At 71.0% G+C, this 25,773-nt stretch carries 24 protein-coding genes and 2 tRNA genes; 9 read left to right on the top strand and 17 right to left on the bottom strand.

The annotated features are described in order from the left end of the window. Positions 1-25 precede the first annotated feature (25 nt). The gene (locus tag OG352_RS28665) at positions 26-349 is read left to right on the top strand and encodes a DMT family transporter (protein WP_329220870.1); all 324 of its coding nucleotides are present in this window, start codon (positions 26-28) and stop codon (positions 347-349) included. Between the two features lie 28 nt (positions 350-377). Here the strand turns inward: OG352_RS28665 and OG352_RS28660 are convergent, their stop codons facing one another. Then, on the bottom strand, positions 378-992 hold the full coding sequence (locus OG352_RS28660; RefSeq protein WP_329220869.1) for a TetR/AcrR family transcriptional regulator: 615 nt from the start codon (positions 990-992) through the stop codon (positions 378-380). A 156-nt stretch (positions 993-1,148) separates the two neighbouring features. On the opposite strand from OG352_RS28660, the gene hisN reads away from it, so the two are divergent. From hisN to OG352_RS28645, 3 genes are all read left to right on the top strand, one after another. Next, positions 1,149-1,949 (top strand): histidinol-phosphatase, encoded by an 801-nt coding sequence (hisN, locus tag OG352_RS28655; protein ID WP_329220867.1) that lies wholly within the window; start codon positions 1,149-1,151, stop codon positions 1,947-1,949. 179 nt (positions 1,950-2,128) lie between these two features. Next, positions 2,129-2,548: a CBS domain-containing protein gene (locus tag OG352_RS28650; protein ID WP_329220866.1), complete on the top strand. Its 420-nt coding sequence runs from the start codon at positions 2,129-2,131 to the stop codon at positions 2,546-2,548. 48 nt (positions 2,549-2,596) lie between these two features. Further along, positions 2,597-3,013, top strand: a complete 417-nt coding sequence (locus OG352_RS28645) for a Fur family transcriptional regulator (protein ID WP_329220864.1) — start codon at positions 2,597-2,599, stop codon at positions 3,011-3,013. Between the two features lie 100 nt (positions 3,014-3,113). Here the strand turns inward: OG352_RS28645 and OG352_RS28640 are convergent. From OG352_RS28640 to OG352_RS28625, 4 genes are all read right to left on the bottom strand, one after another. Next, positions 3,114-3,187: transfer RNA gene (locus OG352_RS28640), tRNA-Met, on the bottom strand. Positions 3,188-3,590: 403 nt separating this feature from the next. Further along, positions 3,591-5,534, bottom strand: a complete 1,944-nt coding sequence (locus OG352_RS28635; protein ID WP_329220863.1) for a tetratricopeptide repeat protein — start codon at positions 5,532-5,534, stop codon at positions 3,591-3,593. A gap of 206 nt (positions 5,535-5,740) precedes the next feature. Continuing rightward, positions 5,741-5,814 (bottom strand) — tRNA-Met (locus OG352_RS28630). Positions 5,815-5,854: 40 nt separating this feature from the next. Next, positions 5,855-8,860 (bottom strand): UPF0182 family membrane protein, encoded by a 3,006-nt coding sequence (locus OG352_RS28625; RefSeq protein ID WP_329224002.1) that lies wholly within the window; start codon positions 8,858-8,860, stop codon positions 5,855-5,857. Between the two features lie 164 nt (positions 8,861-9,024). Here OG352_RS28625 and OG352_RS28620 point away from each other — a divergent pair, with 164 nt between their 5' ends. Then, positions 9,025-9,567: a PPA1309 family protein gene (locus tag OG352_RS28620; protein WP_329220861.1), complete on the top strand. Its 543-nt coding sequence runs from the start codon at positions 9,025-9,027 to the stop codon at positions 9,565-9,567. 24 nt (positions 9,568-9,591) lie between these two features. Here the strand turns inward: OG352_RS28620 and OG352_RS28615 are convergent, their stop codons facing one another. From OG352_RS28615 to OG352_RS28600, 4 genes are all read right to left on the bottom strand, one after another. Continuing rightward, positions 9,592-10,686 (bottom strand): YlbL family protein, encoded by a 1,095-nt coding sequence (locus OG352_RS28615; protein WP_329220859.1) that lies wholly within the window; start codon positions 10,684-10,686, stop codon positions 9,592-9,594. A gap of 54 nt (positions 10,687-10,740) precedes the next feature. Further along, positions 10,741-10,905, bottom strand: a complete 165-nt coding sequence (locus OG352_RS28610; protein WP_329220857.1) for a hypothetical protein — start codon at positions 10,903-10,905, stop codon at positions 10,741-10,743. A 207-nt stretch (positions 10,906-11,112) separates the two neighbouring features. After that, entirely contained in the window at positions 11,113-11,571 is a 459-nt protein-coding gene (locus OG352_RS28605) for a molybdenum cofactor biosynthesis protein MoaE (RefSeq protein WP_329220855.1), read from the bottom strand. A gap of 202 nt (positions 11,572-11,773) precedes the next feature. Beyond that, positions 11,774-12,883: an SDR family oxidoreductase gene (locus OG352_RS28600; protein WP_329220853.1), complete on the bottom strand. Its 1,110-nt coding sequence runs from the start codon at positions 12,881-12,883 to the stop codon at positions 11,774-11,776. 191 nt (positions 12,884-13,074) lie between these two features. Between OG352_RS28600 and OG352_RS28595 the strand changes: the two genes are divergently transcribed. Both OG352_RS28595 and OG352_RS28590 read left to right on the top strand, forming a co-directional pair. After that, complete coding sequence (locus OG352_RS28595) at positions 13,075-14,535, top strand: zinc-dependent metalloprotease (RefSeq protein WP_329220851.1); 1,461 nt, start codon at positions 13,075-13,077, stop codon at positions 14,533-14,535. Further along, positions 14,532-15,047 (top strand): NUDIX hydrolase, encoded by a 516-nt coding sequence (locus OG352_RS28590; protein ID WP_329220850.1) that lies wholly within the window; start codon positions 14,532-14,534, stop codon positions 15,045-15,047. The genes OG352_RS28595 and OG352_RS28590 overlap by 4 nt, the downstream gene beginning before the upstream one ends. A 60-nt stretch (positions 15,048-15,107) precedes the next feature. Here OG352_RS28590 and OG352_RS28585 read toward each other — a convergent pair whose 3' ends face one another. From OG352_RS28585 to OG352_RS28570, 4 genes are all read right to left on the bottom strand, one after another. After that, positions 15,108-15,863 (bottom strand): AIM24 family protein, encoded by a 756-nt coding sequence (locus OG352_RS28585; protein ID WP_329220848.1) that lies wholly within the window; start codon positions 15,861-15,863, stop codon positions 15,108-15,110. A gap of 18 nt (positions 15,864-15,881) precedes the next feature. Further along, positions 15,882-16,562, bottom strand: coding sequence for an AIM24 family protein (locus tag OG352_RS28580; protein ID WP_079659796.1), 681 nt, complete (start codon positions 16,560-16,562; stop codon positions 15,882-15,884). Between the two features lie 11 nt (positions 16,563-16,573). Further along, entirely contained in the window at positions 16,574-18,220 is a 1,647-nt protein-coding gene (locus OG352_RS28575; protein ID WP_329220847.1) for a TerD family protein, read from the bottom strand. 145 nt (positions 18,221-18,365) lie between these two features. Then, a complete protein-coding gene (locus OG352_RS28570) occupies positions 18,366-18,953 on the bottom strand; it encodes a M48 metallopeptidase family protein (RefSeq protein ID WP_329220846.1) in 588 nt (195 codons plus the stop codon). Positions 18,954-19,207: 254 nt separating this feature from the next. On the opposite strand from OG352_RS28570, the gene OG352_RS28565 reads away from it, so the two are divergent. Further along, complete coding sequence (locus OG352_RS28565) at positions 19,208-20,422, top strand: TOMM precursor leader peptide-binding protein (protein ID WP_329220844.1); 1,215 nt, start codon at positions 19,208-19,210, stop codon at positions 20,420-20,422. After that, positions 20,415-21,803 carry an ABC1 kinase family protein gene (locus tag OG352_RS28560; RefSeq protein ID WP_329220843.1) on the top strand — a complete coding sequence of 463 codons (1,389 nt, stop codon included), beginning with the start codon at positions 20,415-20,417 and terminating at the stop codon, positions 21,801-21,803. The genes OG352_RS28565 and OG352_RS28560 overlap by 8 nt, the downstream gene beginning before the upstream one ends. Before the next feature lie 225 nt (positions 21,804-22,028). On the opposite strand, the gene OG352_RS28555 is transcribed toward OG352_RS28560, so the two are convergent. The 4 genes from OG352_RS28555 to OG352_RS28540 form a co-directional block, all read right to left on the bottom strand. Continuing rightward, entirely contained in the window at positions 22,029-22,352 is a 324-nt protein-coding gene (locus OG352_RS28555; protein WP_329220842.1) for a hypothetical protein, read from the bottom strand. Further along, positions 22,349-22,717 carry a WhiB family transcriptional regulator gene (locus OG352_RS28550; protein ID WP_005480495.1) on the bottom strand — a complete coding sequence of 123 codons (369 nt, stop codon included), beginning with the start codon at positions 22,715-22,717 and terminating at the stop codon, positions 22,349-22,351. Before OG352_RS28550 ends, OG352_RS28555 begins: the two co-directional genes overlap by 4 nt. Before the next feature lie 176 nt (positions 22,718-22,893). Then, the gene (locus OG352_RS28545) at positions 22,894-23,223 is read right to left on the bottom strand and encodes a hypothetical protein (RefSeq protein WP_329224001.1); all 330 of its coding nucleotides are present in this window, start codon (positions 23,221-23,223) and stop codon (positions 22,894-22,896) included. Between the two features lie 259 nt (positions 23,224-23,482). Further along, entirely contained in the window at positions 23,483-25,687 is a 2,205-nt protein-coding gene (locus OG352_RS28540) for an ATP-dependent DNA helicase UvrD2 (RefSeq protein WP_329220841.1), read from the bottom strand. Positions 25,688-25,773 lie beyond the last annotated feature (86 nt).

Raw genomic sequence — 25,773 nt, 5'->3', positions numbered from 1 at the left:
GGACGGGCAGACGGAGGGACAGCACATGGCGTGGCTTCTGGTCGTCGTGGCCGGGTTGCTCGAGACCGGTTTCGCGGTTTGCCTCAAGCTGTCCCACGGCTTCACCAGGCTCTGGCCGACCATCGCCTTCTGCGCCTTCGCCCTGGGCAGTTTCGGCCTGCTGACCCTCGCCCTGAAGAAACTCGACGTGGGCCCCGCCTACGCCGTGTGGACGGGCATCGGCGCGGCGGGCACGGCGATCTACGGCATGGTCTTCCTCGGCGACCTGGTGTCGACCCTGAAGATCGTCTCGATCACCCTGGTGATCATGGGAGTGATCGGACTACAGCTGTCGGGCTCCGCTCACTGAACCGCTCCGCTGACTGAACGGGCTCGGCTCACTGGACGGCCGACTGCCGCTGGAGGGCGCCCCGCACCAGCTCCGCGACCCCGTCCTCACCCGGCGGCGGCGCGGACACGCAGGACAGCGCGAGACGGACGGCGAGCTCGCAGGAGCGGGCCAGGTCGGCGGCGTCGGCCCGGAGGGCGCCGGGACCGCAGAGCAGGGCCACGGCCCGGTCTCGGACGGCGCCCACGAGGTCGCCGGGCGAGGGCAGCGGCCCGTCCGCCCGCCGCTGGGCCGGTATGGCGGAGGCGGACGGCACCGCCGAGAGCGTGGGCGAGGGCAGCCGCTCGTTCCAGAAGCCGGTGAGGACGGCCCGTACGAGGTCGTTCGCGCGGGCGGCCGAGGTGGTCCACTCCGCGGTCGCGGTGAGCCGCTCCCGGGCGTCGCCGTGCACGGCCAGCGCCCGCTCGACGCCGGCGAGGTACCCGTCGGCCTCACGTCGGACGAGCGCTCTGGCCAGGCCTTCCTTGCTCCCGAACTCGTTGTACAGCGTCTGCCGGGACACCCCGGCCGTCGCGGCGACGTCGACCATCCGCACTGCGGCCCACGGCCGTAGCGCAAGCGCCTCGAAGGCGGCGTCCAGTAGGGAATCGCGCGCTGCGGGCATCTCGCCTCCCTGGGGCCAGCGGCTTGTGCCCAGGTTTGACGCATGTGGGGGCAGTGTCAAGGGTTTGCGGGGGCGTACGGAGGGCATTGGGCGGCGAACCGTCCGTACTCCGGCCGGGTGTGGCCCCGCCCTCCCCCGCCGGATACGGTTCGTCCCATGCAGGACTACCTCGACGATCTCCGCCTCGCGCACGTCCTCGCGGACGCCGCCGACGCCACGACCATGGACCGGTTCAAGGCCCTCGACCTCAAGGTGGAGACCAAACCGGACATGACCCCGGTGAGCGAGGCCGACAAGGCCGCCGAGGAACTCATCCGCGGCCAGCTCCAGCGGGCCCGTCCACGGGACGCGGTCCTGGGCGAGGAGTACGGCATCGAGGGCACCGGCCCCCGCCGCTGGGTGATCGACCCGATCGACGGTACGAAGAACTACGTACGGGGCGTGCCCGTCTGGGCCACGCTCATCTCGCTGATGGAGGCGGGCGAGAGCGGCTACGAGCCCGTCGTCGGCGTGGTCTCCGCGCCCGCGCTGGGCCGGCGCTGGTGGGCGGCGAAGGGGTACGGCGCGTTCACGGGTCGCAGCCTGTCCACCGCGAGCCGACTGCACGTCTCCCGCGTGTCGACGCTGCCGGACGCCTCCTTCGCGTACTCCTCGCTCAGCGGCTGGGAGGAGCGCGGGCAGTTGAACGGCTTCCTCGACCTGACCCGTGAGGTGTGGCGCACGCGCGCGTACGGCGACTTCTGGCCGTACATGATGGTCGCCGAGGGCTCGATCGACCTGTGCGCCGAACCCGAGCTGTCCCTCTGGGACATGGCGGCGACGGCGATCGTCGTAACGGAGGCCGGCGGCACCTTCACGGGCCTCGACGGCCGCCCGGGCCCGCACAGCGGCAACGCTGCCGCCTCCAACGGGCTGCTCCACGACGAGCTGCTGGGCTACCTCAATCAGCGCGACTGAAGACCACTCCCGAGAACCACAGATGAGCGCGCACGCCCTCAATTGACCACGCGCGCCCTCTTGTTGACCCTCGCTTTGCCTGCGACGCTGAGGACACCCCCCACTTGTGAACGCGTGAATCCCGCAACCACCAAGGGATTCACGGGATTCAGGGATTCATTGGAGGTGACTCCGCACCCATGCTCGTCCGCGACGCCATGAGCACGGTGGTTCTCACCATCGGCCCCGCCCACACCCTCCGTCAGGCCGCCGCCCTGATGTCCGCCCGCCGCGTCGGCGCGGCCATCGTCCTGGACCCGGACGCCGGCGGTATCGGCATCCTCACCGAACGGGACATCCTCAACTCCGTCGGCCTGGGCCAGGACCCGGACACCGAACGCACCCACGCCCACACCACCGGCAACGTGGTCTTCGCCGCCCCGACCTGGACCCTGGAGGAGGCGGCCCGCGCCATGGCCCACGGCGGCTTCCGCCACCTGATCGTCCTCGACGGCAACGGCCCGGCAGGCATCGTCTCGGTCCGCGACATCATCCGCTGCTGGGCGCCGCCACGACAGCAGGCGACCCTTGGACTTAGTCCAATCCAAGTAAAAATCTAAAGTAACACCTGTTCGCGACCTGGTCCTGCTTGCTGCTAGGCTGGATTCATGAGTGACCTTCTGGAACGGCTGCGCGGGCGCGGATGGCGAATGACCGCACAGCGGCGGGTCGTGGCGGAGGTGCTCGAGGGCGAACACGTCCACCTGACCGCCGACGAGGTGCACTCCCGGGCGGTCGTGCGACTGCCCGAGATCTCCCGGGCGACCGTCTACAACACGCTCGGCGAACTGGTCTCCCTCGGCGAGGTGCTCGAGGTAGCCACCGACAAACGAGCCAAGCGGTACGACCCGAACGCACACCGCCCGCACCACCACCTGGTGTGCGCCCGCTGCGGCGAGATCAAGGACGTCCACCCGAGCGGCAACCCCCTGACCGACCTCCCCGACTCGGAACGCTACGGCTTCACGGTCTCGGACGTAGAGGTCACCTACCGCGGAATCTGCCCAACCTGCGCGACGGCGTAACCGGCCCTGCCTCGGCCTGAGGCAGGGGAGGCAACGGGCGGGCGTCCACACACACGACTAAGGGCCGGAACCCTTTCGGATTCCGGCCCTCGGCCTTCAGTAGCGGGGACAGGATTTGAACCTGCGACCTCTGGGTTATGAGCCCAGCGAGCTACCGAGCTGCTCCACCCCGCGTCGATGAATGCAACACTACGCGAAGGGAAAGGCGGAAGGCAAATCAATACCCCCTAGCCCCGTTCCCGCAGGCCAGCGGCCCCTCACCCACCCGAGGGGGGGCGCCTTCCCGGCGGGAACAACCTCCTCAACACCGGTCCACGCCTTCCAGCCCGCCCGGCGCTTTGAGGACAGGGCCACTGCCGCGCCGAACCTCACCCACCCGAGGGGACGGCCTTCTCCGGGGGGCGCCCGTCTCGACGCCGGTCGGCGCATTCCAGCCCGTCCGGCGCTTGAGGACGAGGCCCCTTAAGGGCCGACAGCGGGGGTCTGGGGGCGGCAGCCCCCAGAGGCGACGGGACTACATCACCGAGCGCCACTCACCCCCGCAAACCACAACTCACCGCCAAAGCAAAGCGCAGCGTCACGCAGACAGCTCTTCCCGCAGCGCGTCCCGCAACCGAGCCGCCCGCTCGGCAACCTCCCGCGGCCCGAGCGACACCGCCCGATCCGCCCACCGCTGCCCCTCCGCCAGCTCCCCCCGACGCGCATAGACGAGGGCCAGCCGCAACGCCGCCCGCCCGTGCCCGGCGTCAGCCGCCCGCGTCCACCACACGGCAGCCTCGGGCTCACTCCCCTCCCGCACGAGCAGCAACCCGAGATTGAAGGCACCGTTGCGCGACCCGGCCTCCGCGGCCGTCCGGTACCACCGCGCCGCCTCCACCACGTCACCCCGCGCCGCGGCCAGCATCCCGACCCGCACCTGCGCCCGCCGATGCCCCTGCGTCGCGGCCCGCTCGTACCACTCCTCGCACTCGGTCTTCTCGTGCACGGTCTCCCCGAGCTCATGCGCGGGCTGCGGCGGCCGCCGCGCGTCGAGCACGGCCGCCAGCCGGTACGCGGCCTCCGCGCTCCCCCCGCCGGCGGAGCACCGCAGATGCCGTTCGGCCTCCTGCTCGTCCCCGTCCCGCAGGCGCGCGATGCCGACCTGCAGCGCCGCCTCGGTGTGCCCGGCGGCCGCCGCCCGCTCGTACCAGCGCAGCGCGACGCCGTCCTCGCCGCGCCCCGCGAACAGGATCCCGAGGTTGAACGCGGCGTCGACACTCCCCGCCTCCGCGGCCTTGGAGAACCACGGCTCGGCCCCGGCCGTGTCACCGCCCTGGAGCAGCAGGATGGCGAGCGCGTTGGCCGCCTCCCGGTGCCCGGCGTAGGCGGCGCGCCGGTACCACTGCTCGGCCTGCGCGGTGCGGCCCTGCTCGGCGCAGAGCAGGGCGAGGTTGTACGCGCCGTTGTCGTCACCGGCGTCCATCGCGGCCCGGTACCACCGCTCGGCGGTCTGGGTCTGGCCGCGCTCGGCGTGCAGCGCGCCCAGGGCGTTCGCGGCGTTGCCGTCGCCGTCCTGTGCGGCCCGCAGCCACCAGATGGCGGCGTTCTCGGTGTCGCCGGCGTCGCGCAGCAGGAACCCGAGCGCGCAGGCGGCCCGCGCCTCGCCGTCCTTGGCGGACGTCAGGTACCAGCGCCCGGCCTCCTTCAGTTCGCCCCGCTTCTCCAGGATCGTCCCGAGGTGCAGCGCGGCCCGCCGGTGCCCGCGCGCGGCGGCCTGGCGGTACCACTGCTCGGCCTCCGCCCGCACGATGACACCGTTGTCATGCCCACGCCCGCGCGCGCCGCCGTCCGCGAGCGGACCCCCGCGCCCCGCACGCCCCACGCCCGTCTTGTGCTCCTTGTACTCTTTGCGCTCCTCGCCCTCCAGGTACTCCTGGTGTTCGTCGAACTCCTTGTGATCCAGCGCGCGTGCCAGCCGGTACGCGGCCTCCCGGTGCCCCCGCTCGGCGGCGGCCCGCATCCACTGCTCGGCCCCGGGGTCCGCACGGTGCTCCAGCAGGTCGGCGAGGGCGTACGCGCCCAGCGCGTGCCCTTGCTCGGCGGCCTGGCGCAGCCAGTACTCGGCGGCCGGCTCGTCCCCGCACTCGCGGCAGTGGCGGCCCAGCGCGTGCGCGGCGGCGGCGGAGCCGGCGACGGCGGCGACCCGCCACCAGCCGGCCGCATCGTCGGGGTAGCCGCGCTGATGAAGGAGGACACCCAGGTTGTTGGCGGCGGCCCGGTCGCCCTCGCCGGTGGCGGCACGCAGATGGGGTTCGGCTCCGTCGAGGTCGCCGCGGCGCAGCAGCATGGCCCCGAGGACGCTCATGGCCTCGGCGTCGCCGGCTTCCGCCGCGAGCCGCAGGCGCATCTCCTCGACGGCCTCCCCCGTCTCGACGGCGTCCGCCGTCTCGTCCCGGCTCTCGTCCGGGGTCGCTTCCTCACCGGAAGGCTGCACAAATCGCCCTGTCTCGAACAGAGTTGCCTTGTCCCCCATAACGTCCATCGTCGCACCACCCGCAACCCGGGTACACCTGGTATACCGCGGCCCGTAAGGTCACTTCAGCGTTTTGTCGACATGCCCACAGAGAGACAAGTCAAACACAGATAGCCCAACTCCCCACAGCGGCGCGGGCATCACTCTCGTCGGCACATGCGTTCGCACATCACGAAGGCCCGGATCCGTTTCCGGATCCGGGCCTTCGTTTTCAGTAGCGGGGACAGGATTTGAACCTGCGACCTCTGGGTTATGAGCCCAGCGAGCTACCGAGCTGCTCCACCCCGCGTCGTGTTCCACTACCGTACCACGACGCGGGGCGAACATGATCAGCCGCTGCTTGGACTGGGACTCGGACTGCCACTGGCCTTACCGCCAGGGGCACTTGTGGAGCCGCTGCCAGGGCTGCTCCCGGACCCGCCGCTCGGACTCGCCGAACTGCTCGGGCTCGGCGTGCTGCTGGCCTTGACGCCCTTGTCTGCCTTGGCCTGCGCGTCCTCGGCCCGCTTCAGCGCGGCTTCGAGATCCTTCTGCGCCTTGGCGTACGCGTCCCAGTCGGGCTTCTTCAGAGCCTCCTGGCCGGCCTCGAAGGCCTTCTGGGCGTCGGCCAGCGCCTCCCGGACCGTCGGGTTGCTCGACGTCGGCGGTGGGGTGGTGCCTTCGCCCTCGTCCGCCGGCGGCGGGGTCGTACTCTCCGCGCCGAAGACCTTGTTGAGAGCCTCGTCCAGGGTGTCCTCGAAGGCGGTGTTGCCGCCGTAGGTCACCAACACCTTCTTCAGCAGCGGGTACTTGAGCCCGCCACCGCGCACATAGACCGGCTCCACGTAGAGCAGTCCCCCGTCGAGCGGCACCGTCAGCAGGTTGCCGTACTCGATGTCGGAGTCGCCGCCCTTCAGGAGCCTGATGGACTCGGCGATGTCCTGTTCGGAGTTGAACTGGCTCTGGACCTGTTTGGGTCCGTCGACGGTCGTGCTCGTCGGCAGTTTCAGCACTCTGATCTTGCCGTAGTCGGGCGTGCCCGCCTCGGAGTCGACCGCCATGAACGCGCTGAGGTTGTCCCGGCCGTTGGGCGTGAACGTCGTCGTCAGCGAGAACGCCTGCGCCTTCTGGTCGGGCATCTTCATACTCAGGTAGTACGGCGGCACCGCGTCACCCGACTTGTTGGACGGGTCGTCCGGCACCTGCCACACCTCGCTGCCGCTGAGGAACGTCGTCGCGTCCTTCACGTGGTAGCGGGTGAGCAGTTCGCGCTGGACCTTGAACAGGTCCTGCGGGTACCGGAGATGGGCCATCAGCGAGCCCGAGATGGACGACTTGGCCTTCACCGTGCCGGGGAACGCCTTCATCCAGGTCTTCAGGACCGGGTCCTTCGTGTCCCACTGGTAGAGCTTGACGTCGCCCGTGTACGCGTCGACGGTCGCCTTCACCGAGTTGCGGATGTAGTTGACCTGGTTCTGCTGGGCCACCACCGCACGGTTGTCGTTGGTCGCCGTCAGCGAGTCGGCCGTCGTGTCGCCGAGGGTCGTACGGGAGGCGTACGGGTATCCGTTCGTCGTCGTGTACGCGTCGACGATCCACTGGATCTTGTGGTCGACCACGGCCGGGTAGGCGTCACCGTCGATGGTCAGCCACGGGGCGACCGCCTCGACGCGCTCCTTGGGCGTGCGGTTGTACAGGATCCGCGAACCGTCGCCGATGGCCCCGGAGTACAGGATCTGCGGCTCGCCGAACGCCACCGCGTACGCGGCCCGGTTGACCGGGTTGGCGAGGTTGATCCCGCTCTTGCCGGTGTAGCTGGTGGTCTTCTCCCCCGCGTCGTCGGAGTAGTCGATCTCCTTCTGGGGACCGCCGACGATCGAGTACGTGGTCGTCTTCTCCCCGTAGTAGACCCGCTGCTCGTACGTGCCGAGGTCGCCCACGGAGGGCAGGTTGGACTCGGTGAAGACCGGACGGCCCTCGGCGTCTGAGGTGGTGCCCTTGGCGGCGACCACGCCGTAGCCGTGGGTGTAGCGGAAGTGGTTGTTGATCCAGTTCTGCTTGTCCACGCCCGCGAGGTTCAGCTCGCGCAGACCGATGACCGTGTCCTCGTCGGTGCCCTTCACGTTGTAGCGGTCCACGTCCAGGTTGGTCGGGAACGCGTAGTACTTCCGCATCTGCTGGAGCTGCTGGAAGGTCGGGGAGACGATGTTGGGGTCCAGGACGCGGATGCTCGCGGTGGCGTCGACGTCGTCGCGCAGCGTCGCCTTGTCCTTGGTGGTGCTCGTGCCCGAGTACTCGGTGACCTGCGCGCCGGCGATGCCGTACGCCTCGCGCGTCGCCTTGAGGTTCTTCTCGACGTACGGGGCTTCCTTGGCCTGCTCGTTCGGCTGGACCTGGAACTTCTGGACGATCGCCGGGTACAGCCCGCCGATGAGGATCGCCGAGAGCACCATCAGGCCGAAGCCGATCACGGGCAGCTGCCAGGTGCGCCGCCACAGGGTGGCGAAGAACAGCAGCGCGCAGATGACGGCGATGCAGAACAGGATCGTCTTGGCCGGCAGGTAGGCGTTGGCGTCGACGTACCGCAGGCCCGTCCAGTTGTCCGTCGCCTTGAAGTCGCTGGACTTCACCGCCAGGCCGTAGCGGTCGAGCCAGTAGGCGACCGCCTTCAGCGCGACGAAGACGCCCAGCAGCACCGAGAGGTGGCCGGTGGCCGCGGCGGTGGCGCGCGCACCCGGGCTGGTGACCCGCAGCCCGCCGTACAGGTAGTGGGTGAGCGCGGCGGCGATCAGGGAGAGGATCGTGGCGGCGAAGCCGAAGCCGAGCAGGAACCGGTACCAGGGCAGGTCGAAGGCGAAGAAGGACACGTCGAGGTGGAACTGCGGGTCCTTCTGGCCGAAGGACACACCGTTGACCCACATCAGCCACGTCCGCCACTGGCCCGCCGCCGAGGCGCCGGCGACGAGGCCGACCAGGGCGGTGATGCCGAGCAGCAGCCACGTCTTGTACGGCGCGATGCCCATGCGGTAGCGGTCGAGGCTCTGCTGCTCGACGGACATCGCGCTCAGCGGCGGCCGCAGCCGGTGGGCCAGCCAGATGTTGAAGCCGACCGCGAGGGCCATCAGCAGACCGAAGACGAAGAACAGCCCGATCTTGGTCCACAGCGTGGTGGTGAAGACCGACGAGTACTTCACGGAGCGGTACCAGAGCCAGTCCGTCCAGAACCCGGCGAACATGGTGAACGCCATGCCGAGTACGGCAAGGACGCCCAGCGTCATGAGCAGGGTGCGGACGCGCCGGGACGGGCGGCCCACTCTGATCCGCGGCCCCGTGGGGCCTCCGCCGCGGTCCGGCATCTGGAAAGCCAAGGTGCGCACCTCGAAAGTCGCTGTTGATCCGTCAGGCCCGCGTGTTCGTGGACCGTTCGTGGCCCCCCGTGATCGCGGGCCCACACCTATGCAACTTACTCACGGTTTACTCGGTTCCCGATTCCGGCGAGGAACGAGAGAGGATTGTGACCATGTCCAACACTCCCATGGCGGCGAGCCCGCTCACCCGGGCCGTACTCGAGATCGACGAGTACGCCTCCGGCCTCGGCTGGGACCAGCCCGCCCGCCTTTTCGCCCTCGTAGACACCGCTCGGCTGCGATCCCAGGAACCGTCGCTCGCCGCCCAGCTCGGCCTTCAGGACGAGCCCGAGACCACCGGTCTCACCCCGATCGAGCAGGACGAAGTGCCAACGGACAAGCCGCTCGACGAGTTCCTCGCCACGATCGCGTGGCCCGACGCGGTGGTCGGCTGCGCGCTCACCGTGGAGCGTCTGATGCTGCCGCCGTCCGCCGAGGCCCAGGTCCCGCAGGGCCTGAGCGGGGCGAAGCTCACGAAGTGGGTCGCGGCCCATCCCGACCGTCAGGAGGTGCGGATGACGGTCGGCGTCCTGCGCGACGGCACCCGCGACTCGGCCCTGCGCCTGCGCGAGAAGGACGCGCCGACGGAGGTCCTCACGGGCGCGGGCCTGGTACCGGGCCTGGCGGAGGCGCTGTCGGTGACGTTCGCGGAGTAGCTCTCCGGGACTACGCGGCTGCTTCTACTTGGCCGTGCACTTGGGCAGGTCGGCGGTGTCGCCGCTGCGGATGTCCTTGAGGGCCGTGAGGGCGTCGTCGATGGTGTTCACCTTGACGAGCCTGAGCCCCGAGGGGGTGTCCTTGGCGGCGGCGGCGCAGTTGTCCGCGGGCGTCAGGAAGTACTGGGCGCCCTGACTGCGCGCGCCGACGGTCTTCAGCTCGATGCCGCCGATCGGCCCGACCTTGCCGGCGTCGTCGATGGTCCCGGTGCCGGCGACGAACTTGCCGCCGGTGAGATTGCCCGGGGTGAGCTTGTCGTAGATGCCCAGCGAGAACATCAGACCGGCGCTGGGCCCGCCGACGTCGGCGAGCTTGATGTCGATGGTGAACGGGTACGTGTGGTCGGTCCCGGCCGAGATCCCGACGATGGCCCGCTTCGTACCGGTGTCGGCGGAGGTCGCGGTGGTGATGGTGACGTCCTGGGTCTTGGTCGCCGTCCTGTGCGCCTTCTCGGCGGCCGCCTGCTCCTTCGCCGGGATGATGCGGAAGACGACTTTCTCCCCCGCCTGGTGCTTGGTCACCAGCTTCGCGACGTCGCCCGGCTCCTTCACCGCGGTGCCGTCCACGGCCTTGATCACGTCACCGGCGTGCAGCCGGCCCTCCGCCGGGGACCCCTTCACGACGGTCGAGACGATCACCAGGGACGTCACCGGGATGTCCAGCTCCTTCAGGGCGGCGACCTTGGCGCTCTCCTGGGACTGGCTGAACTCCTCGGCGTTCTCCTGGGTGGACTGCTCCTCGGTCTTGCCGTCCGGGTACAGCGTGTCGTGCGGCACGACCTTGTTGTCGTGCGCGAGCCATCCGTAGACGGCCTCGACGAGGTTCATCCGGTAGTCGGCGCTGGTGACCCGCACGGTCGTCATGTTCAGGTGGCCGCTGGTCGCGTAGGTCTTGCGCCCGGCGATCTGCAGCACGGGCTCGCCGTCGTGGTCGCCGAGCGTGTTCACCGTCGGCCCCGGGGACATCTCCGCGTACGGCACGGGGATGAGTACTCCCGCGCACAGGAGCGCGATCAGCATCAGGGTGGAGGCGAGCATCGTCGCGGTGCGGCGTGGCATGTCTCGACAGTACGTGACGCTTCTGTCGGCGCACCGTCAGGGCTGCCGACCGGGTCACGTACGCGAGTGGGGCTTCTCCATGGCCGCCCGGAAGCGGGCGTATCCGTCCAGCTCGGGGCCGTCGCTGCGGGACTTGCGGGTCCGGTTGGCCCAACCGCCCCACACACCGGCGCCGATCGCGGCGACAAGCGGAATCAACAACCAGGCGAGCGCCGCCATGCCGACCTCCCAACCCCTACGAACCACCACAACTGACTGATCAGCAGATTAACCATCCACACTGACAACGCTCACGGCAGGGGGCCGGTTACGCAACCGGACGGGTGGTCGCAGGGCGTGGCGGGGCGGGCTCAGGCGGGGCGTGGCGGGCTCAGCAGGCCCCGACCCGCCCTCCCGTCGCCCGACCACCACCCCTCAACGACGGCGCTAAGCGCCGACCCATTCATCTGTGCCGTCCGAGAAACTCTGGTGCTTCCAGATGGGCACTTCGTGCTTGAGGTCGTCGATCAGCTTCCGGCAGGCCTCGAAGGCCTCCCCGCGGTGCGGACAGGACACGGCGACGACGACGGCGAGGTCACCGACCCTGAGGTCTCCGACCCGGTGCACCGCGGCCAGCGCCCGCACCGGGTACTCGGCGGCGACCTTCTCCGCGATCCGCCGCATCTCCGCCTCGGCACTGGGATGGCAGGAGTACCCGAGCGCGTCGACGTCGGCGCCCCCGTCGTGGTTGCGCACGGTGCCCACGAACAGCGCCGTCCCGCCGGCCGCGTCGTCCCCGACGGCCTTGAAGACCTCGTCCAGGGAGAGCGCGGTGTCACGCACGCCGATCAGCTTGATGGGATCCCGCGCCGCCCGCTCGCCGGGATGCTCGTCGATGGCTGCCATACCCCCATCGTGCCGCACCCCCGAAACCATTCACAGCGCCGGTCAGGTTTCTGTCTTTCAGCCCGTCCGGCGCGTGAGGACGAGGCCCTTCAGGAGCCGAAGCGGGGGTCCGGGGGCGGCAGCCCCCAGGGGTGGGACGGGTAGGGGCGGCGGGGGCGAAAAAGCATCTCGTCCGCCCCCACCACCCGCACCAGGACGACACTCACCGCCGCCGAGCCTTCCGAGCCCGCCGCACCACGGCCGCCGCACCCAGCAGAGCGACCGTCGCGCCCGCCGCGCCCGCAGCCGTCGCGTCCTTCCGCCCCAGCCGCCGCCCGACGACCGTGTGCCGCCCGGACACCTCCGCCAGCAGCTCCGCAAGGACCTCCTCGTTGGTCCACTGCGGCCGCCACCCCGCGTCGTGCAGCCGGCTCCCGCTCACCACCCAGGGGTACATCGTGTACGCCAGATCGCCCGCCGGAGACGGCGTCAGCCCGATCCGGTGCAACCGCGCGGCGGCGCCCAGCGCGACCGCCGACGGCAGCTCCATCCGCCGGATCCCGCTGAGCTCCTCGACCTCCTCCTGCTCCAGCCACCCGTCGCAGCCGACGGCCAGCTCCCCGTCGACCTTCTCCAGGACGGCGTACTCCAGAGCGCTCACCAGGTCCTCGACGTGGCAGAACTGCCAGGCCGGCCGCGACCCGGCGACGACCAGCAGCCGCGGCGACTCGAAGTACCGCGTCAGCGCCGTGTCCGTGCCTCCGACCAGCACGGCGGGCCGCACCACGGTGACGTTGAGCCCCGGATGCGCCCGGGGCGCACGCCGGGCGAGCCGTTCGATTTCCAGGAGGTCGCCGACGCCGGTCGCCTCCGCCGTCGCCCGCAGCTCGGCGTCCTCCGCGAGCGGCAGCTCGTTGTCCTCCAGTGCTCCGTAGACCATCGCGGAGGTGCACAGCACGACGCGGTGCACCCCGGCCGCCGCGGCGGCCGTCAGCACGGTCTGCGTACCGCGCACGTTGTAGGCCGTCCGGGCGGCGGCCTCACTCCCCAGGTCGAGGTCGAGCGCGAGGTGGACCACGACGTCCGCCCCGCGCAGCTTCTCGGCGATCGCCGGGTCGCGGACGTCGAGGATGTGCCACTGCGCCGCGTCGCACTCTCCCCGCCGCTCGTCGATGGCGACGACCTGCTTGACCTCCTCGGACGCGGCGAGCCGCTCGGTGAGCAGTGCGCCGACCCCGGTGGCGGCGCCGGTCACGGCGACTACGGGCCCGCGCCCGCCGCCCGGGGTTGATTGGTTTCGCGCTGCGCGAACCTGCGGATCTGGGGAACTCACCAGGTGTCTCCAGCGGTTGTCTTGGCATACGGGCGCGAGTGACGCGTACGTACCAGTGGCATCCATCCTGCCGCAGGCCAGGACTCGGCGAAGCACCGAGGCCCGATCGAGCCGGGGTGTCTACGCTGGGTGGTGTTGCAGGGCAGTCGCCGCCGGCCGATAACCGGTGGCCTTACCAGCCGAGGAACCCCGTGAGTGACACCCCATTCGGATTCGGCCTTTCGCCGGAGGAGCCGGAAGACGGCGACGAGGGCAAGAAGAAGGACCCGCAGAGCGGCGGTGGTCAGGGACCGGCCAGCCCGTTCGGTTTCGGCGGGCTGCCCGGTGCCGGAGGATTCGGCGGCCCGGGCGGTCCGGGTGCCGACAATCCGCTCGCCGCGATGTTCGGCTCGCTGAACCCCAACGACCTGGGGGCCGCGTTCCAGCAACTGGGCCAGATGCTCTCCTACGAGGGCGGCCCGGTGAACTGGGACATGGCCAAGCAGATCGCCCGCCAGACGGTCTCCCAGGGCACCTCCGACGGCACGAAGGACGCGAGCGTCGGCCCCACCGAGCGCACCGCGGTCGAGGACGCCGTCCGCCTGGCCGACCTGTGGCTGGACGACGCGACGTCCCTGCCGTCCGGTGCCGGCTCGGCGGTGGCGTGGTCCCGCGCGGAGTGGGTCGAGGCGACCCTGCCCGCGTGGAAGGAGCTCGTCGACCCGGTCGCCGAGCGCGTCGGCGCGGCCATGGGCGACGTCCTGCCGGAGGAGATGCAGGCCATGGCCGGCCCGCTGATCGGCATGATGCGCTCCATGGGCGGCGCGATGTTCGGCTCGCAGATCGGGCAGGCCGTGGGCGTGCTCGCGGGCGAGGTCGTCGGTTCGACCGACATCGGCCTGCCGCTCGGCCCGGCCGGGCGTGCCGCGCTGCTGCCGGTGAACATCGAGGCGTTCGGCAAGGACCTGGGCGTGGCGAAGGACGAGGTGCGGCTCTACCTCGCGCTGCGCGAGGCCGCCCACCAGCGCCTGTTCGCGCACGTGCCGTGGCTGCGCTCGCACCTGTTCGGCGCGGTCGAGGGCTACGCGCGCGGGATCAAGGTCGACACGGCCAAGCTGGAGGACGTGGTCGGTCAGTTCGACCCGCAGAACCCGGAGCAGTTGCAGGACGCGCTGCAGCAGGGCATGTTCCAGCCGGAGGACACCCCGGAGCAGAAGGCCGCCCTGGCCCGTCTGGAGACGGCCCTGGCGCTCGTCGAGGGCTGGGTGGACGCGGTGGTGCACGCGGCTGCGAAGCCGCGCCTGACGTCCGCGGACGCCCTGCGCGAGACGCTGCGCCGCCGCCGCGCGACGGGCGGTCCGGCGGAGCAGACGTTCGCGACGCTGATCGGTCTGGAGCTGCGCCCGCGCCGCCTGCGCGACGCGTCCCGCCTGTGGGCCTCGCTGACGGACGCGCGCGGGGTCGACGGCCGTGACGCCCTGTGGGCCCACCCGGACATGCTGCCCACGGCCTCCGACCTGGACGACCCGGACGGCTTCGTGCACCGCGAGCACATGGACTTCTCCGAGCTGGACAAGATGCTCGGCGAGGCGGCGAGCGGCGGCCTCGACGAGAAGCCGAACCTGAAGAAGGACGACGACGGGACCGACTCCAAGGGCGACGACACCGAGTGAGCCTGTACGACGACACGGTCCTCGTCCTGAAGGGGTACGAGGGCCAGGAAGAACTGCGCCAGACCTACCTGGAGCATCTCGGGGCGCATCCGGACGGCATGTGGAAGGCCTGCGGGGACGGGCACATCACGGCGAGCGCGCTGGTGATCGACCCGGAGCACGGGCGCGTGCTGCTCACGCTCCACAAGAAGCTGCGCATGTGGCTGCAGATGGGCGGCCACTGCGAGCCGGTCGACGAGACGCTGGCGGCCGCGGCCCTGCGGGAGGGGACCGAGGAGTCGGGCGTCCCGGGGCTGTCTCTGCTCCCCGGCGGCCCGGTCCGCCTGGACCGGCATCACACGCCGTGCGCCTGGCACTACGACGTGCAGTACGCGGCGCTCGCGCCGGCGGGGGCCGTGGAGGCCATCAGCGACGAGTCCCTGGACCTGCGCTGGTTCCCGTACGCCGAGGTGGCGGAGGTCGCCGACGAGTCGGTCGTACTGCTGCTGGAAGCGACCCGCGCGCGGCTGTGAGCCGGAACGGGTAAGGGGCGACCTCCAGGTGGCCGCCCCTTACGTTTGCTTTCCGGACGGTCAGCTCCAGGCGTTGCCCTGGTTCTGCCCGCGTATTCCTTGCTGCCCCATGCCGTACTGGGCGGCCAGACCGGAGCCGATCTGGGCGTTCTGCGGCGGCAGCAGCTCACTGGGCTGGACGAGCGCGTAGCCGGCGCCCATGAAGCTGAGCTCCCAGCCCTCGCCGGTGCTGCCGCGCCGGCGCCACACCCCGGAGGAGTGCGTCTGGGCCTGCATCTGCACCCGCAGCCCGGTGGACCAGGCGACGATCGCGTCGGCGTCGCAGTTGACATACTTGTCGGGCGTGACCTGCATCATCAGGGGCGCGCCCGAGGTCATCAGGGCGACCCTGCCGCGGCCGGTGATGTTGAGCTGGTACTTCCCGGAACCGGAGATGCCGTACAGGCTGTCGACGGCGATGACCTCGTGGTGCAGCGAGGAGTCCATGGCCAGCACGTAGCTGCTGTCCACGGTCAGCCCGTCCTGCTCCACCTCCATCAGGTGGATGTGCTGGGCGAGGTTGGCGAGGTAGACCGTGCCCTGCCCGTGGCAGCGCATGAGGTCCAGGCCCTCGCCCGTGTGCGCACGCGCGCGTCCCTGCTGGTTGCTCTGGTACTCGGCGTCGAACTCCATCAGGCCCTGGTAGGCGACCATCGTGCCCTTGCGGGCGAGGATGTCGTCGTGGCCCTCCAGCGTGACGCGGAGCATCTGCTTGTTCTGCAGGCTCCAGCGTTCCTGGGTCTGCGAGTCGTTGTGCGCGAAAAGTGAGCTCTGCATGGCGTTTCTGGCTCCCCCTCAGCCCCGGACCCGAAGGCGGTCCGTGCTGTCCTCGCTGGGCTGGACGACGACGATGCCCTGGCCGGAGAAGGCCATCTGGTAGGCCTCGCCGCTGCCCCGGCCGATGAGCGACTGCGCCTTGAAGCTGCGCTTGCCCTTCACCTTGAGGTTCGGCGACCAGGCGACGAGCGCGTCGGGGTCGACGTAGGTCTCGTCCTCACCGCCGCCGCAGTCGACGACGATCGGCTTGCCCCGGGAGGTCAGCGCGACCCAGCCCTGCCCGGAGATCTTGGTGTTCCACAGGCCCTGTCCGGCGAACTTCGCGAGCCCCTTGACGCGTTCGACGCCCCATGTGAGGTGCGCGTCGAAGGCGAGCAGGTTGGTGGCGTTGACGGAGATGCCGTCGCCGTTGAGGTTGATCACGACGACGTTGGCGCCGTAGTCCGCGAGGTAGAGCAGGCCGTCGCCGGTGCACTTCATGAGGGGCGCGCCCTCGCCGGTCATCCAGTCGCGGGCGATCTGGCGCACGGCCGGCGGGTTGGGCTCGTACTGGACGAAGCCCTCGTAGGCGACCATCGAGCCCACGCGCGCGAAGAGGTCGTTCCCCGTCTGCATGGCGACCTTCAGCATGTGGTTGCCGTGGTTCTCCATGCGCGCGGTGACGGGTGCGGGGGCATAGCCCGCGAGCGGCTGGTTCATGACGGGCTCCCTCAGACCTCGTACGGCTGGACGACGATGAAGTTGCCGGGAGCGCCCCGGAACTGGAGGTTGACGCTCTCGCCGGTGTCGCCGGGGTAGGCGTTGCGGCGCATCCGCACCTGGCTGGAGACGACCACCTGGGAGGCGGCCGACCAGGCGACGACGGCGTTGCAGTCGGCGAACGTGGTGGGCGTGACGGGCAGGACGACGGGCGTGCCGTGCGTCTTCACGACGATCGTGCCGGTGCCCTGGAACTGCATGGTGAACAGCGCGCCCCCGGGGATGCCGTGGCCCTCGATGCGGCGGACCTCGTACTGGAGGCTCTCGTCGAAGGCGAGGACGTTCTCGGCGGAGACGCAGATGCCGTCGCCCTGGAGCTCGATGGGGTGCAGCATCGTGGAGTTGTCGGCGAGGAAGACCTGTCCCTGACCGGTGCAGCGCATGAGCTGCATCTCCTGGCCGGTCGCGTTGCCGACGATCCGGCCTGCGAACCCGGCGCCCTTGTAGCTGAAGTCGACCTTGCCCTGGTAGAGGACCATGCTGCCCTGCCGGGCGAGCACGGGCTGGCCGCCCATGCCGAGGTCGACGCGGATCAGCTTCTTGTTCTGCTGCGTCCAGCGCTGCCCCGTGGGCGTCTCCTTGAACTGCTGGAGCGCGGCGGCCACCCCGGCGCCGCCCTGGGGCGCGCCCTGCGGGACGCCGTAGGGCTGCTGGCCCGGGACCTGCCCATACGGCGGCTGCTGGCCGTAGCCGGGCGGCGCCTGCGGGGCGTGGGGCTGCTGGCCGTAGCCCGGCGGCAGGGGCGCGGCCGGCGCGTGGCCCTGGCCGTACGGCTGCTGCTGGGGCGGTTGTCCATAGGGGGCCGGTGCCGGGGCGGGCGGCGGGACCTGGCCGCCGCCGGGCACGGTCAGGGGCGCGACGATGGTCGGGGCGGCGTGCACCGACGGCGCGGGCGCCGGGGCGGGGGGCGGCGGGGTCGCGCCGGGCGGGGGCGCGAAGCCCTGCGCGGCGGGCTGCGGCTGCGGTGCGGGGGCCGGGGCCGGTACGGACGGTGCGCCGAAGGCGGGCGGGGCGAAGCCGGGAGCGGCGGCGCCGGCCTGCGGCTGCTGCGGGGCGGCGGGCGCCTCCTCCTCGGCGACCTCGCCGCCGAAGTTCTTCAGCAGCGCGTCCAGGCCGCCGTCGAAGCCCTGTCCGACGGCCGCGAACCGCCACACGTCCTTGAGGTAGAAGTCGCCCAGCATCACGGCCCGCTCGGTTGTGAACTCCGAGCCGCTGAACGCGTAGCGGGCCACTTCCTCGCCGCCCGCGACGATGCGCAGGTAGCCGGGGCCGATCTGCGACATCTGCCCGGAGCCGTCGAGGGTCGCCGTGAACGACAGCTTGTGGATCTGCGGCGGGATCCGGTCGAGGGTGATGCGGAAGGACTCCGTGTCGCCCGCCTGGGCACCCAGGAGCTGGATGGACTCCTCCGGCGACTTCGGCTGGTTGAAGAAGACGAAGTACCTGTCGTCCGAGAGCCGCTCGTCGGCGTCGAGGCCGAAGCAGCTGATGTCGAAGGTCAGGCCGGGACCGGCGATCTGCACGCCTACGTACAGATCGGTGCCCGCGGTGAGGTCACTGATCCTGGCCTTGTGGCCGCGTTGGAATTCCCTGGGCATGCGTAACGACCGTCCCCCATCCCGATGTGTGAGTGCGTCGCGTCAGGCTAACGGCAAAGTCGGACAACGCACGATGTCGGTACAGACCCGGTACACAACCGGCGTCACGTGCTGTCGGACGGGTTCACTCCGCGCGCGCCGCAGGTCACTCCCCGCGCGCGTCGGGCAGCCGTTCGGCCGCGACGACACCCTCCAGGTAGCCGCGGGCGCGCTCGGTGCGCGGGTACGCCTCCAGCAGCCGCCAGAAGTCGGGGCCGTGGCCGGGCACGAGAAGATGCGCGAGCTCGTGGGCGAGGACGTAGTCGATGACGTACTCGGGCATGCCCTTGAGGCGGTGCGACAGGCGGATGCTGCCCTCGGCGGGTGTGCACGAGCCCCAGCGGGTGTTCTGGTTGGTCACCCAGCGGACCGAGGTGGGCCGGGCCCGGCCGCCGAAGCACTGGGCCGACAGCCGCTCGGCCCGCTCGGCCAACTCGGCGTCGCCGGGCACCCGCCGGCTCTCCTGGGCGGCGAGTTTGTCGAGCATGACGTTCACCCAGCGTTGCTCCTCCGCCTCGGACATCCGGGCAGGGATGAGCACGATGGTGCGATCGCCCTCGCGGTACGCGGAGACCGTCCGACGTCGACGGGCGCTTCTGCGGACCTCGATCGCGCTCGCCCCCGAGCCGCTCGGCGGCTGGCTCGTCGTGCTGCGCTGTGGCTTTCCGGCGCGGTGCAGGGGGTCGGCGGGCACGCCCCGACGTTACCCGCTGCACACGGGGGAAGTCCCGACTCCGGGGCGGTTCGGTTCCGATCTCTCCCGTCACGATTGCCTCGTCCGACGGATTTGTACGATGAATGCCCCTGCCTGTGGACAACTTTCGGCACGCTCGGGCGGGTCCGGGCATGCTGGCACTCGTCGGCGCAGCGATGGGCGTGGCGCGAGGACGGCCCACGCCTCCGCTCCGCCGACGTGACGGGGAGTTTCCAGGCGTACGGGGGCGTTTGATGCATCCGATGATGAAGCCCGCGCTGCGGCGCGGCTGGCGTGACCTCAACACGGTGCAGTTCGGAATGACTCCGGCGCACGCGCTGACGCTCGGCCCGGTGGATCTGGCGACGGGCAGTTTCCTCGACCTGCTGGACGGCACCCGCGGGCTGCCGCTGCTGCGCGAGGAGGGCCGCCGCATGGACCTGCCCGACGGCCATGTCGACCGGCTGGTGGCGCGGCTGGCGCGGGCGGGGCTGCTCGACGACGCGCGCGGCGGCGGACCGGAGGCCACGGCCCTGCGGGAGAGGAAGGAGGTCCTGGACCGGCTGCGCCCCGACCTCGCCGCACTGTCTCTCGTCACGTCGGAACCGGGCGACGCGATCGAGCACCTGACCGCCCGTCGTCGGCTGCGGGTCCAGGTGCGCGGCGCGGGCCGGGTCGGCGCGGTGCTGGCGGCGCTGCTGGCGGGGGCGGGGATCGGCGAGGTGGACGTGCGGGACGGCGGCCTGGTGGAGCCGGAGGACGTCGCACCGGGCGGCCTGCCCGCCGAGGCGGTCGGCGAGCGTCGGGACGAGGCCGCCCGCCGCGCCGTGCGCCGGGCCGCCCCGGACCGCCCACCCCGCAGGAGCACAAGGTCACGGGCCGAGCCGGACACCCCCGGCTACTCCCTGGTGATCCTCGCCCCACGGGACGACGTGTCCGTGCACGCGCCCGCTCCCTCGGCGGCAGAGCCCCTCATCGCCTCGGGCACACCGCACCTCTATACCGGGGTCGTGGAGGGTACGGGCGTCGTCGGCCCCCTCGTGCTGCCGGGGGAGACGGGCTGCGCCGGTTGTCTGCAAGAGGCGCGCACCGACCGGGACCCGGCCTGGCCGCGGCTGGTCGCCCAGTGGCACTCCGGGAGGAAGCGCGCGGTACGCGCCTGCGATCTGACGCTGGCCACGACGGTCGCCGGACTGACGGCCGCCCACGCGCTCGCCTTCCTCGACGGCGGGACCCCGTCGAGCACGGGCGCCCGCTGGGAGGTCTCCGTCCCGGCCCTTCAGTGGCGCGCGTGTCCGGTACCGCCCCATTCCGCCTGCCCGTGCGGGGCCGCGGAGAAAGGTAAGCGGGAACACACCTCCGAGGAGGAGGCTTCGCACGCGACAATGGCAGAGCAATCGCATTCGACGGAGTTACGCCGTACGACGGACACGGCGCGGCTGGCCGGCACCTGGAGGGCGCATGTCTGATCTTCCCCGGAAGGCGGTCACCCGAACCGCCAAGCTCGCCGCGCTCCCGCTCGGCTTCGCCGGGCGGGCGACCTGGGGACTGGGCAAGCGGATCGTGGGCGAGTCCGCGGAGATCGTCGGCCGCGAGCTGCAGCAGCGCACCGCCGAGCAGCTCTTCAAGGTGCTGGGCGAGCTGAAGGGGGGCGCGATGAAGTTCGGGCAGGCCATGTCCGTCTTCGAGTCGGCCCTCCCCGAGGAGGTCGCCGGCCCCTACCGCGCGGCCCTCACCAAACTCCAGGACGCGGCGCCGCCGATGCCGACCCGCACGATGCACTCCGTGCTCACGGACCGTCTCGGCGAGGACTGGCCCGAGCTCTTCCTGGAGTTCGACGACAAGCCGGCCGCGGCGGCCTCGATCGGCCAGGTGCACCGAGGGGTGTGGCATGACGGCCGGGAGGTCGCGGTCAAGGTCCAGTACCCCGGGGCCGGTGAGGCCCTGCTGTCCGACCTGAACCAACTCAGCCGCTTCGCCCGCCTGTTGGGCCCGCTCATCCCGGGCATGGACATCAAGCCGCTGATCTCCGAGCTTCGGGACCGGGTCTCCGAGGAGCTCGACTACAGCCTGGAGGCGCAGGCCCAGCAGGCCCACGCGGAGGAGTTCGCCGACGATCCCGACGTGGTGGTCCCGGCGGTGGTCCACCAGTGCGACCAGGTACTGATCACCGAGTGGATGGACGGCGTGCCCATGTCGGAGGTGATCTCCGACGGCACTCCCGAACAGCGCAACCGGGCCGGCCAGTTGCTGTCCCGTTTCCTCTTCTCCGGTCCGGCCCGCACCGGTCTCCTCCACGCCGACCCGCACCCCGGCAACTTCCGGCTCCTGCCCGGCGGTCCGGACGGCGAGGACGACTGGCGCCTGGGCGTCCTGGACTTCGGCACGGTGGACCGGCTCGCGGGCGGCCTGCCGGATCCGATCGGGCGGTCCCTGCGCATGACTCTGGACGGTGAGGCGGAGTCGGTCTACGAACTCCTCTGCACGGAGGGCTTCGTCAAGGACTCCATAGAGCTGGATCCCGACGCGGTCCTCGACTACCTCCTGCCGATCATCGAGCCTGCCGCGGTGGAGGAGTTCACGTTCACCCGCGGCTGGATGCGCAGCCAGGCGGCCCGGATCGCCGACCCCCGCTCCCCCGCCCATCAACTGGGCAAGCAGCTCAACCTTCCCCCGGCCTATCTGCTGATCCACCGGGTGACGCTGAGCACGATCGGCGTGCTGTGCCAGCTCGGCGCGACGGTTCGGCTGCGCGAGGAACTGGAGGAGTGGCTCCCCGGATTCCTCCCCGACGAGGTCCTGGAAGCCCTGGAGGCCCTGGACGCGGAGGGATCGGTGGCGGAGGCATGAGGCGCGCTGCGGGGGCGTGAGGTGCGCTTCTGCGACGGCACTTCTGTGACACACCTCACCACCAGTCCGGCTTCGTAGAAGGCTCGTCGCCTTCGGGACGATGGCGTCGCGGCGGTGGATCGCCCGCACAACGCACCGCGGGGGCCGGTCCGTTCGGACGGACCGGCCCCCGCGAGGAGAGCATCGCCTCCCCTGTCGGGAGGCCACCGCTTCAGGTGTGGGTGATTACTGCATCACGGCGATGGCGAGCGCCCGGCGGGCGCGCATCGAGGCGCGCTCGGCCCTGCGCTGCATCCGGCGAGCGGTCACCAGGCGCACGGCCCGGCGTTCCCGCTCGGCCTCGTGCAGTCGGTCGTGCATATGCGCACGAGCCAGGGCTTCTGGGATGAGTTGCATCTCGCGTGTCCTGTTCTGACGCGAGTCGTACGCGCCGGTGGTGGTGATGTCTTCGGTCGCGGAGCCTGCGGGCTCGCTGGTGAACGGCTTCATCGGGGCCTGCTTCTTGGGGTCTTGCGTGAGGGGGCGATCGATCGTTCCTGCGGTGTTCATGCCGTGACCGGGTTCTTGCGCGGGCGACCACGCGGCCGCTTCCGGGCGACGACGACACCCTGGACGAACAGCTCGCCGCCCCAGACGCCCCAGGGCTCGCGCCGCTCCTTGGCGCCGGCGAGGCAGGCCTCCATCAGCGGGCAGGTGCGGCAGAGGGACTTGGCGTACTCGACGTCCGCCGGCGACTCGGCGAAGAAGACCTCCGGGTCGTAGGAACGGCAGGGGACGGGCACGCCGAGGTTCTCGATGGCGTCGTCGAGCGCGGTGAGCGCCGTGAGCGGGGTCAAGGTGGAGTCCTCCGTGAGGCCGGGCGGGGGGATCGTTTCGGAAGGCGGTACGGACGGGGCGTGCGCTTCGAGTTGCACGTTTCGTCTTCCTCGTCTGTCGGTCCGGTCCTGTAGGACCGGGTGTCGGCTGGGTACCGGGTTCTTTTCTTGTCCCGAGGCCCCTTCGCTCCGTCGTCCCCGTTGGAGGACAAACAGAAGGGCCGCGGATCCCGGGTGGGGTTCCGCGGCCCTGAAGGCGCCTGCCTGATCGTCGATCAGGCTGGATCACTCCAGGGTTCTGGCCCACGGAAGGCCCACATCAGGTGGTGCTGCGTCGTCTGCTTCCCGGATTCGGCACCGGCTGCCGCAAAGGCATAGGCATGCGCCTGTGCCCCTACTGCTTCCAGTGCCTTGGTCGGTCGCTCATTGCGTTCGCGGACGGGAAGACCCGCGGGGGCAACGGAGGAGGACGCCGGCCGGTCGGCACGGATGCCGGACAGACCAGTGCCCAGGACCGAGGCGCCGAGCATGCACGCGGAGACGACAGAGCGATCGTTCAGTTTGGCGGTGAAGCTGCCGGTGGTGGAACTGGTGTTGGTGATGATCACTGGAATCGCCTCCTCTCGGCGTCTCGGGGGACCGGGGGTGAACCCAGTCCGACGGATATGCAAGTACAGCACGGAATCAGGGCCTTCGAGAAGGCCGCCGTCCCCGTGTCTAAGAACCTATGGGGATTGCCGGGGCATGCGCAAACTATTTTTCCGACGAGTTCGGATCAGTTCCCCGCTCATCCCGTATCCGTCGTCCATCCGCCCTCCATCCGTCCCCGTCCGTCCTACGTCCGTCCCGCGCGTCCGTCTCTTCTCAGTCACTTTCGTCGTCTCCTGCGACGTCTTGGCCTGCGCAGATGGCGAGGACGTCGGCTCCGTAGCGGTTGAGCTTGCGCACTCCGACCCCCGGGATCCGCGCGAGCTCGCCCTCCTCCTCGGGGACGGTCTCGGCGATCGCCACCAGCGTCTTGTCGGTGAAGACGCAGAACGCCGGCTGTCCGCCTCGCTTCGCCTGGACCGCCCGCCAGTCCCGCAGCCGCTCGTAGAGCCCCTCGTCCATGTCGGAGGGGCAGTCCTCGCAGCGCATCAGCTTCATCTCGCCGCCGTCGGTCAGGGTGCGCCCGCAGACCCGGCAGCGGGCGGGAGTGCGCTGGGTCCGGCGCGGCACGGCGGGCGCGCCCATGGCGATGCCGGTGAAGCCGCGCTCGATGCCTCCGGCGCCCACCGCGCCGCCACGACCGGCGGCGGCGCCCGAACCGGGACGCAGGCCGTCGAGGAAGCGACTGGGGCGGCGGCTCGGGCGGCCGCCGGGTGAACGGGACAGTGCCCACGAGACGTGGAGGCGCTCGCGGGCACGGGTGACCCCGACGTAGAGGAGGCGGCGCTCCTCCTCGACCTGCTCCTCGGTCTTGGCGTAGGTGATCGGCATCATGCCCTCGGCTACGCCGACCAGGAAGACGACGTCCCACTCCAGGCCCTTGGCCGAGTGCAGGGAGGCCAGGGTGACGCCCTGGACGGTCGGGGCGTGCTGGGCGCCCGCCCGCTCGTCGAGCTCGGCGACCAGGTCGGCGAGCGTGGCGCCGGGCTGGGCGGCCACGAAGTCCTGGGCGAGGCCGACCAGCGCGGCGAGCGACTCCCAGCGTTCTCTGACGGCTCCGGAACCGGCCGGCGGCTGGGGCGTCCAGCCCTCGCCCGAGAGGACGGCACGCACCTGGGAGGGCAGGTCGACGGCGTCCTCGAGGAGGGTGTCGTTGCCGCCGAAACGGGCCGCGCCGCGCAGGGCGACGCCGGCCTTGCGTACCTCGGGGCGGTCGAAGAAGCGCTCGGCGCCACGCAGTTGGTACGGGACGCCGAGGTCGGCCAGGGCCTGTTCGTAGGTCTCCGACTGTGCGTTGGTGCGGAACAGGACGGCGATCTCGGCGGCCTGGACCCCGGCGCCGAGGAGCTCGCGGATGCGGCGGGCCGCGCCCTCGGCCTCGGCGGGCTCGTCGGTGTACTCGGTGTAGCCGGGCTCGGGTCCCGGATCGCGCTGGGAGACCAGCTCCAGACGGTGGTCGGCGGCGCGGCCGCGGGCCTGGGAGAGCAGGCCGTTGGCGAGATGGACGACCTGGGGGGTGGAGCGGTAGTCGCGGACCAGCTTGACGACCGTGGCGCCGGGGTGGCGGGTGCGGAAGTCGAGGAGGTGGTCGGGGGTGGCTCCGGTGAAGGAGTAGATCGTCTGGCTGGCGTCGCCGACCACGCACAGGTCGTCCCGGTCGCCGAGCCACAGTTCGAGCAGGCGCTGCTGGAGGGGGCTGACGTCCTGGTACTCGTCGACCACGAAGTGCTGGTACTGGGCGCGGACCTGTTCGGCGATGTCGTGGCGGTCCTGGAGGACGGCGACGGTCAGCAGGAGGACGTCCTCGAAGTCGATGACTCCGCGGTCGCGTTTGAGGTCCTCGTAGGCGGCGTAGAGCTGGGCGATCTCGGCGGGGTCCCGGGGGATCTCGCGGCCCGCCTTGGCGGCGGCCAGGGCGTAGTCGGCGGGGACGGTCTGGGTGACCTTGGACCACTCGATCTCCGCGGTGGCGTCCCGCAGTTCGCCGCGGTCGAGACGGATGCGGCAGGCGGCGGCCGCGTCGGCGACGAGCTGGATCTTCCGGTCGACGAGCCGGGGCAGGGCGCCACCGATCGCTTTCGGCCAGAAGTACTGCAGTTGGCGCAGGGCCGCGGAGTGGAAGGTGCGGGCCTGGACGCCCTGGGCGCCGAGCTGCCGGAGCCGGCCCCGCATCTCCCCGGCGGCGCGGTTGGTGAAGGTGACGGCGAGCACGCTGGAGGGGTGCAGGATGCCGGCGCGCACACCGTAGGCGATGCGGTGGGTGATGGCCCGCGTCTTGCCCGTGCCGGCTCCTGCCAGCACGCACACCGGACCGCGCAGGGCGGTCGCCACCTCGCGCTGCTCGGGGTCGAGCCCTTCGAGCACCGCGTCGGCCGAGTCCGGTACCTGCGGGAAGAGGGAGGAGTGCGTTGCTGCTGTCACACGGCCATGCTGCCAGGTCGGTGGAGACGGGCGGGCCGGTTGTCCACAGGCGGGGCCCCGCAGTCGTACTAATGCGGCGAGCGTCA

It is taken from the genome of Streptomyces sp. NBC_01485 (assembly GCF_036227125.1).
In the GTDB taxonomy this organism is placed as follows: Bacteria; Actinomycetota; Actinomycetes; order Streptomycetales; family Streptomycetaceae; genus Streptomyces.
The sequence above is the reverse complement of the archived record's forward strand: the minus strand, read 5'-3'. Positions and strand labels throughout refer to the sequence as shown.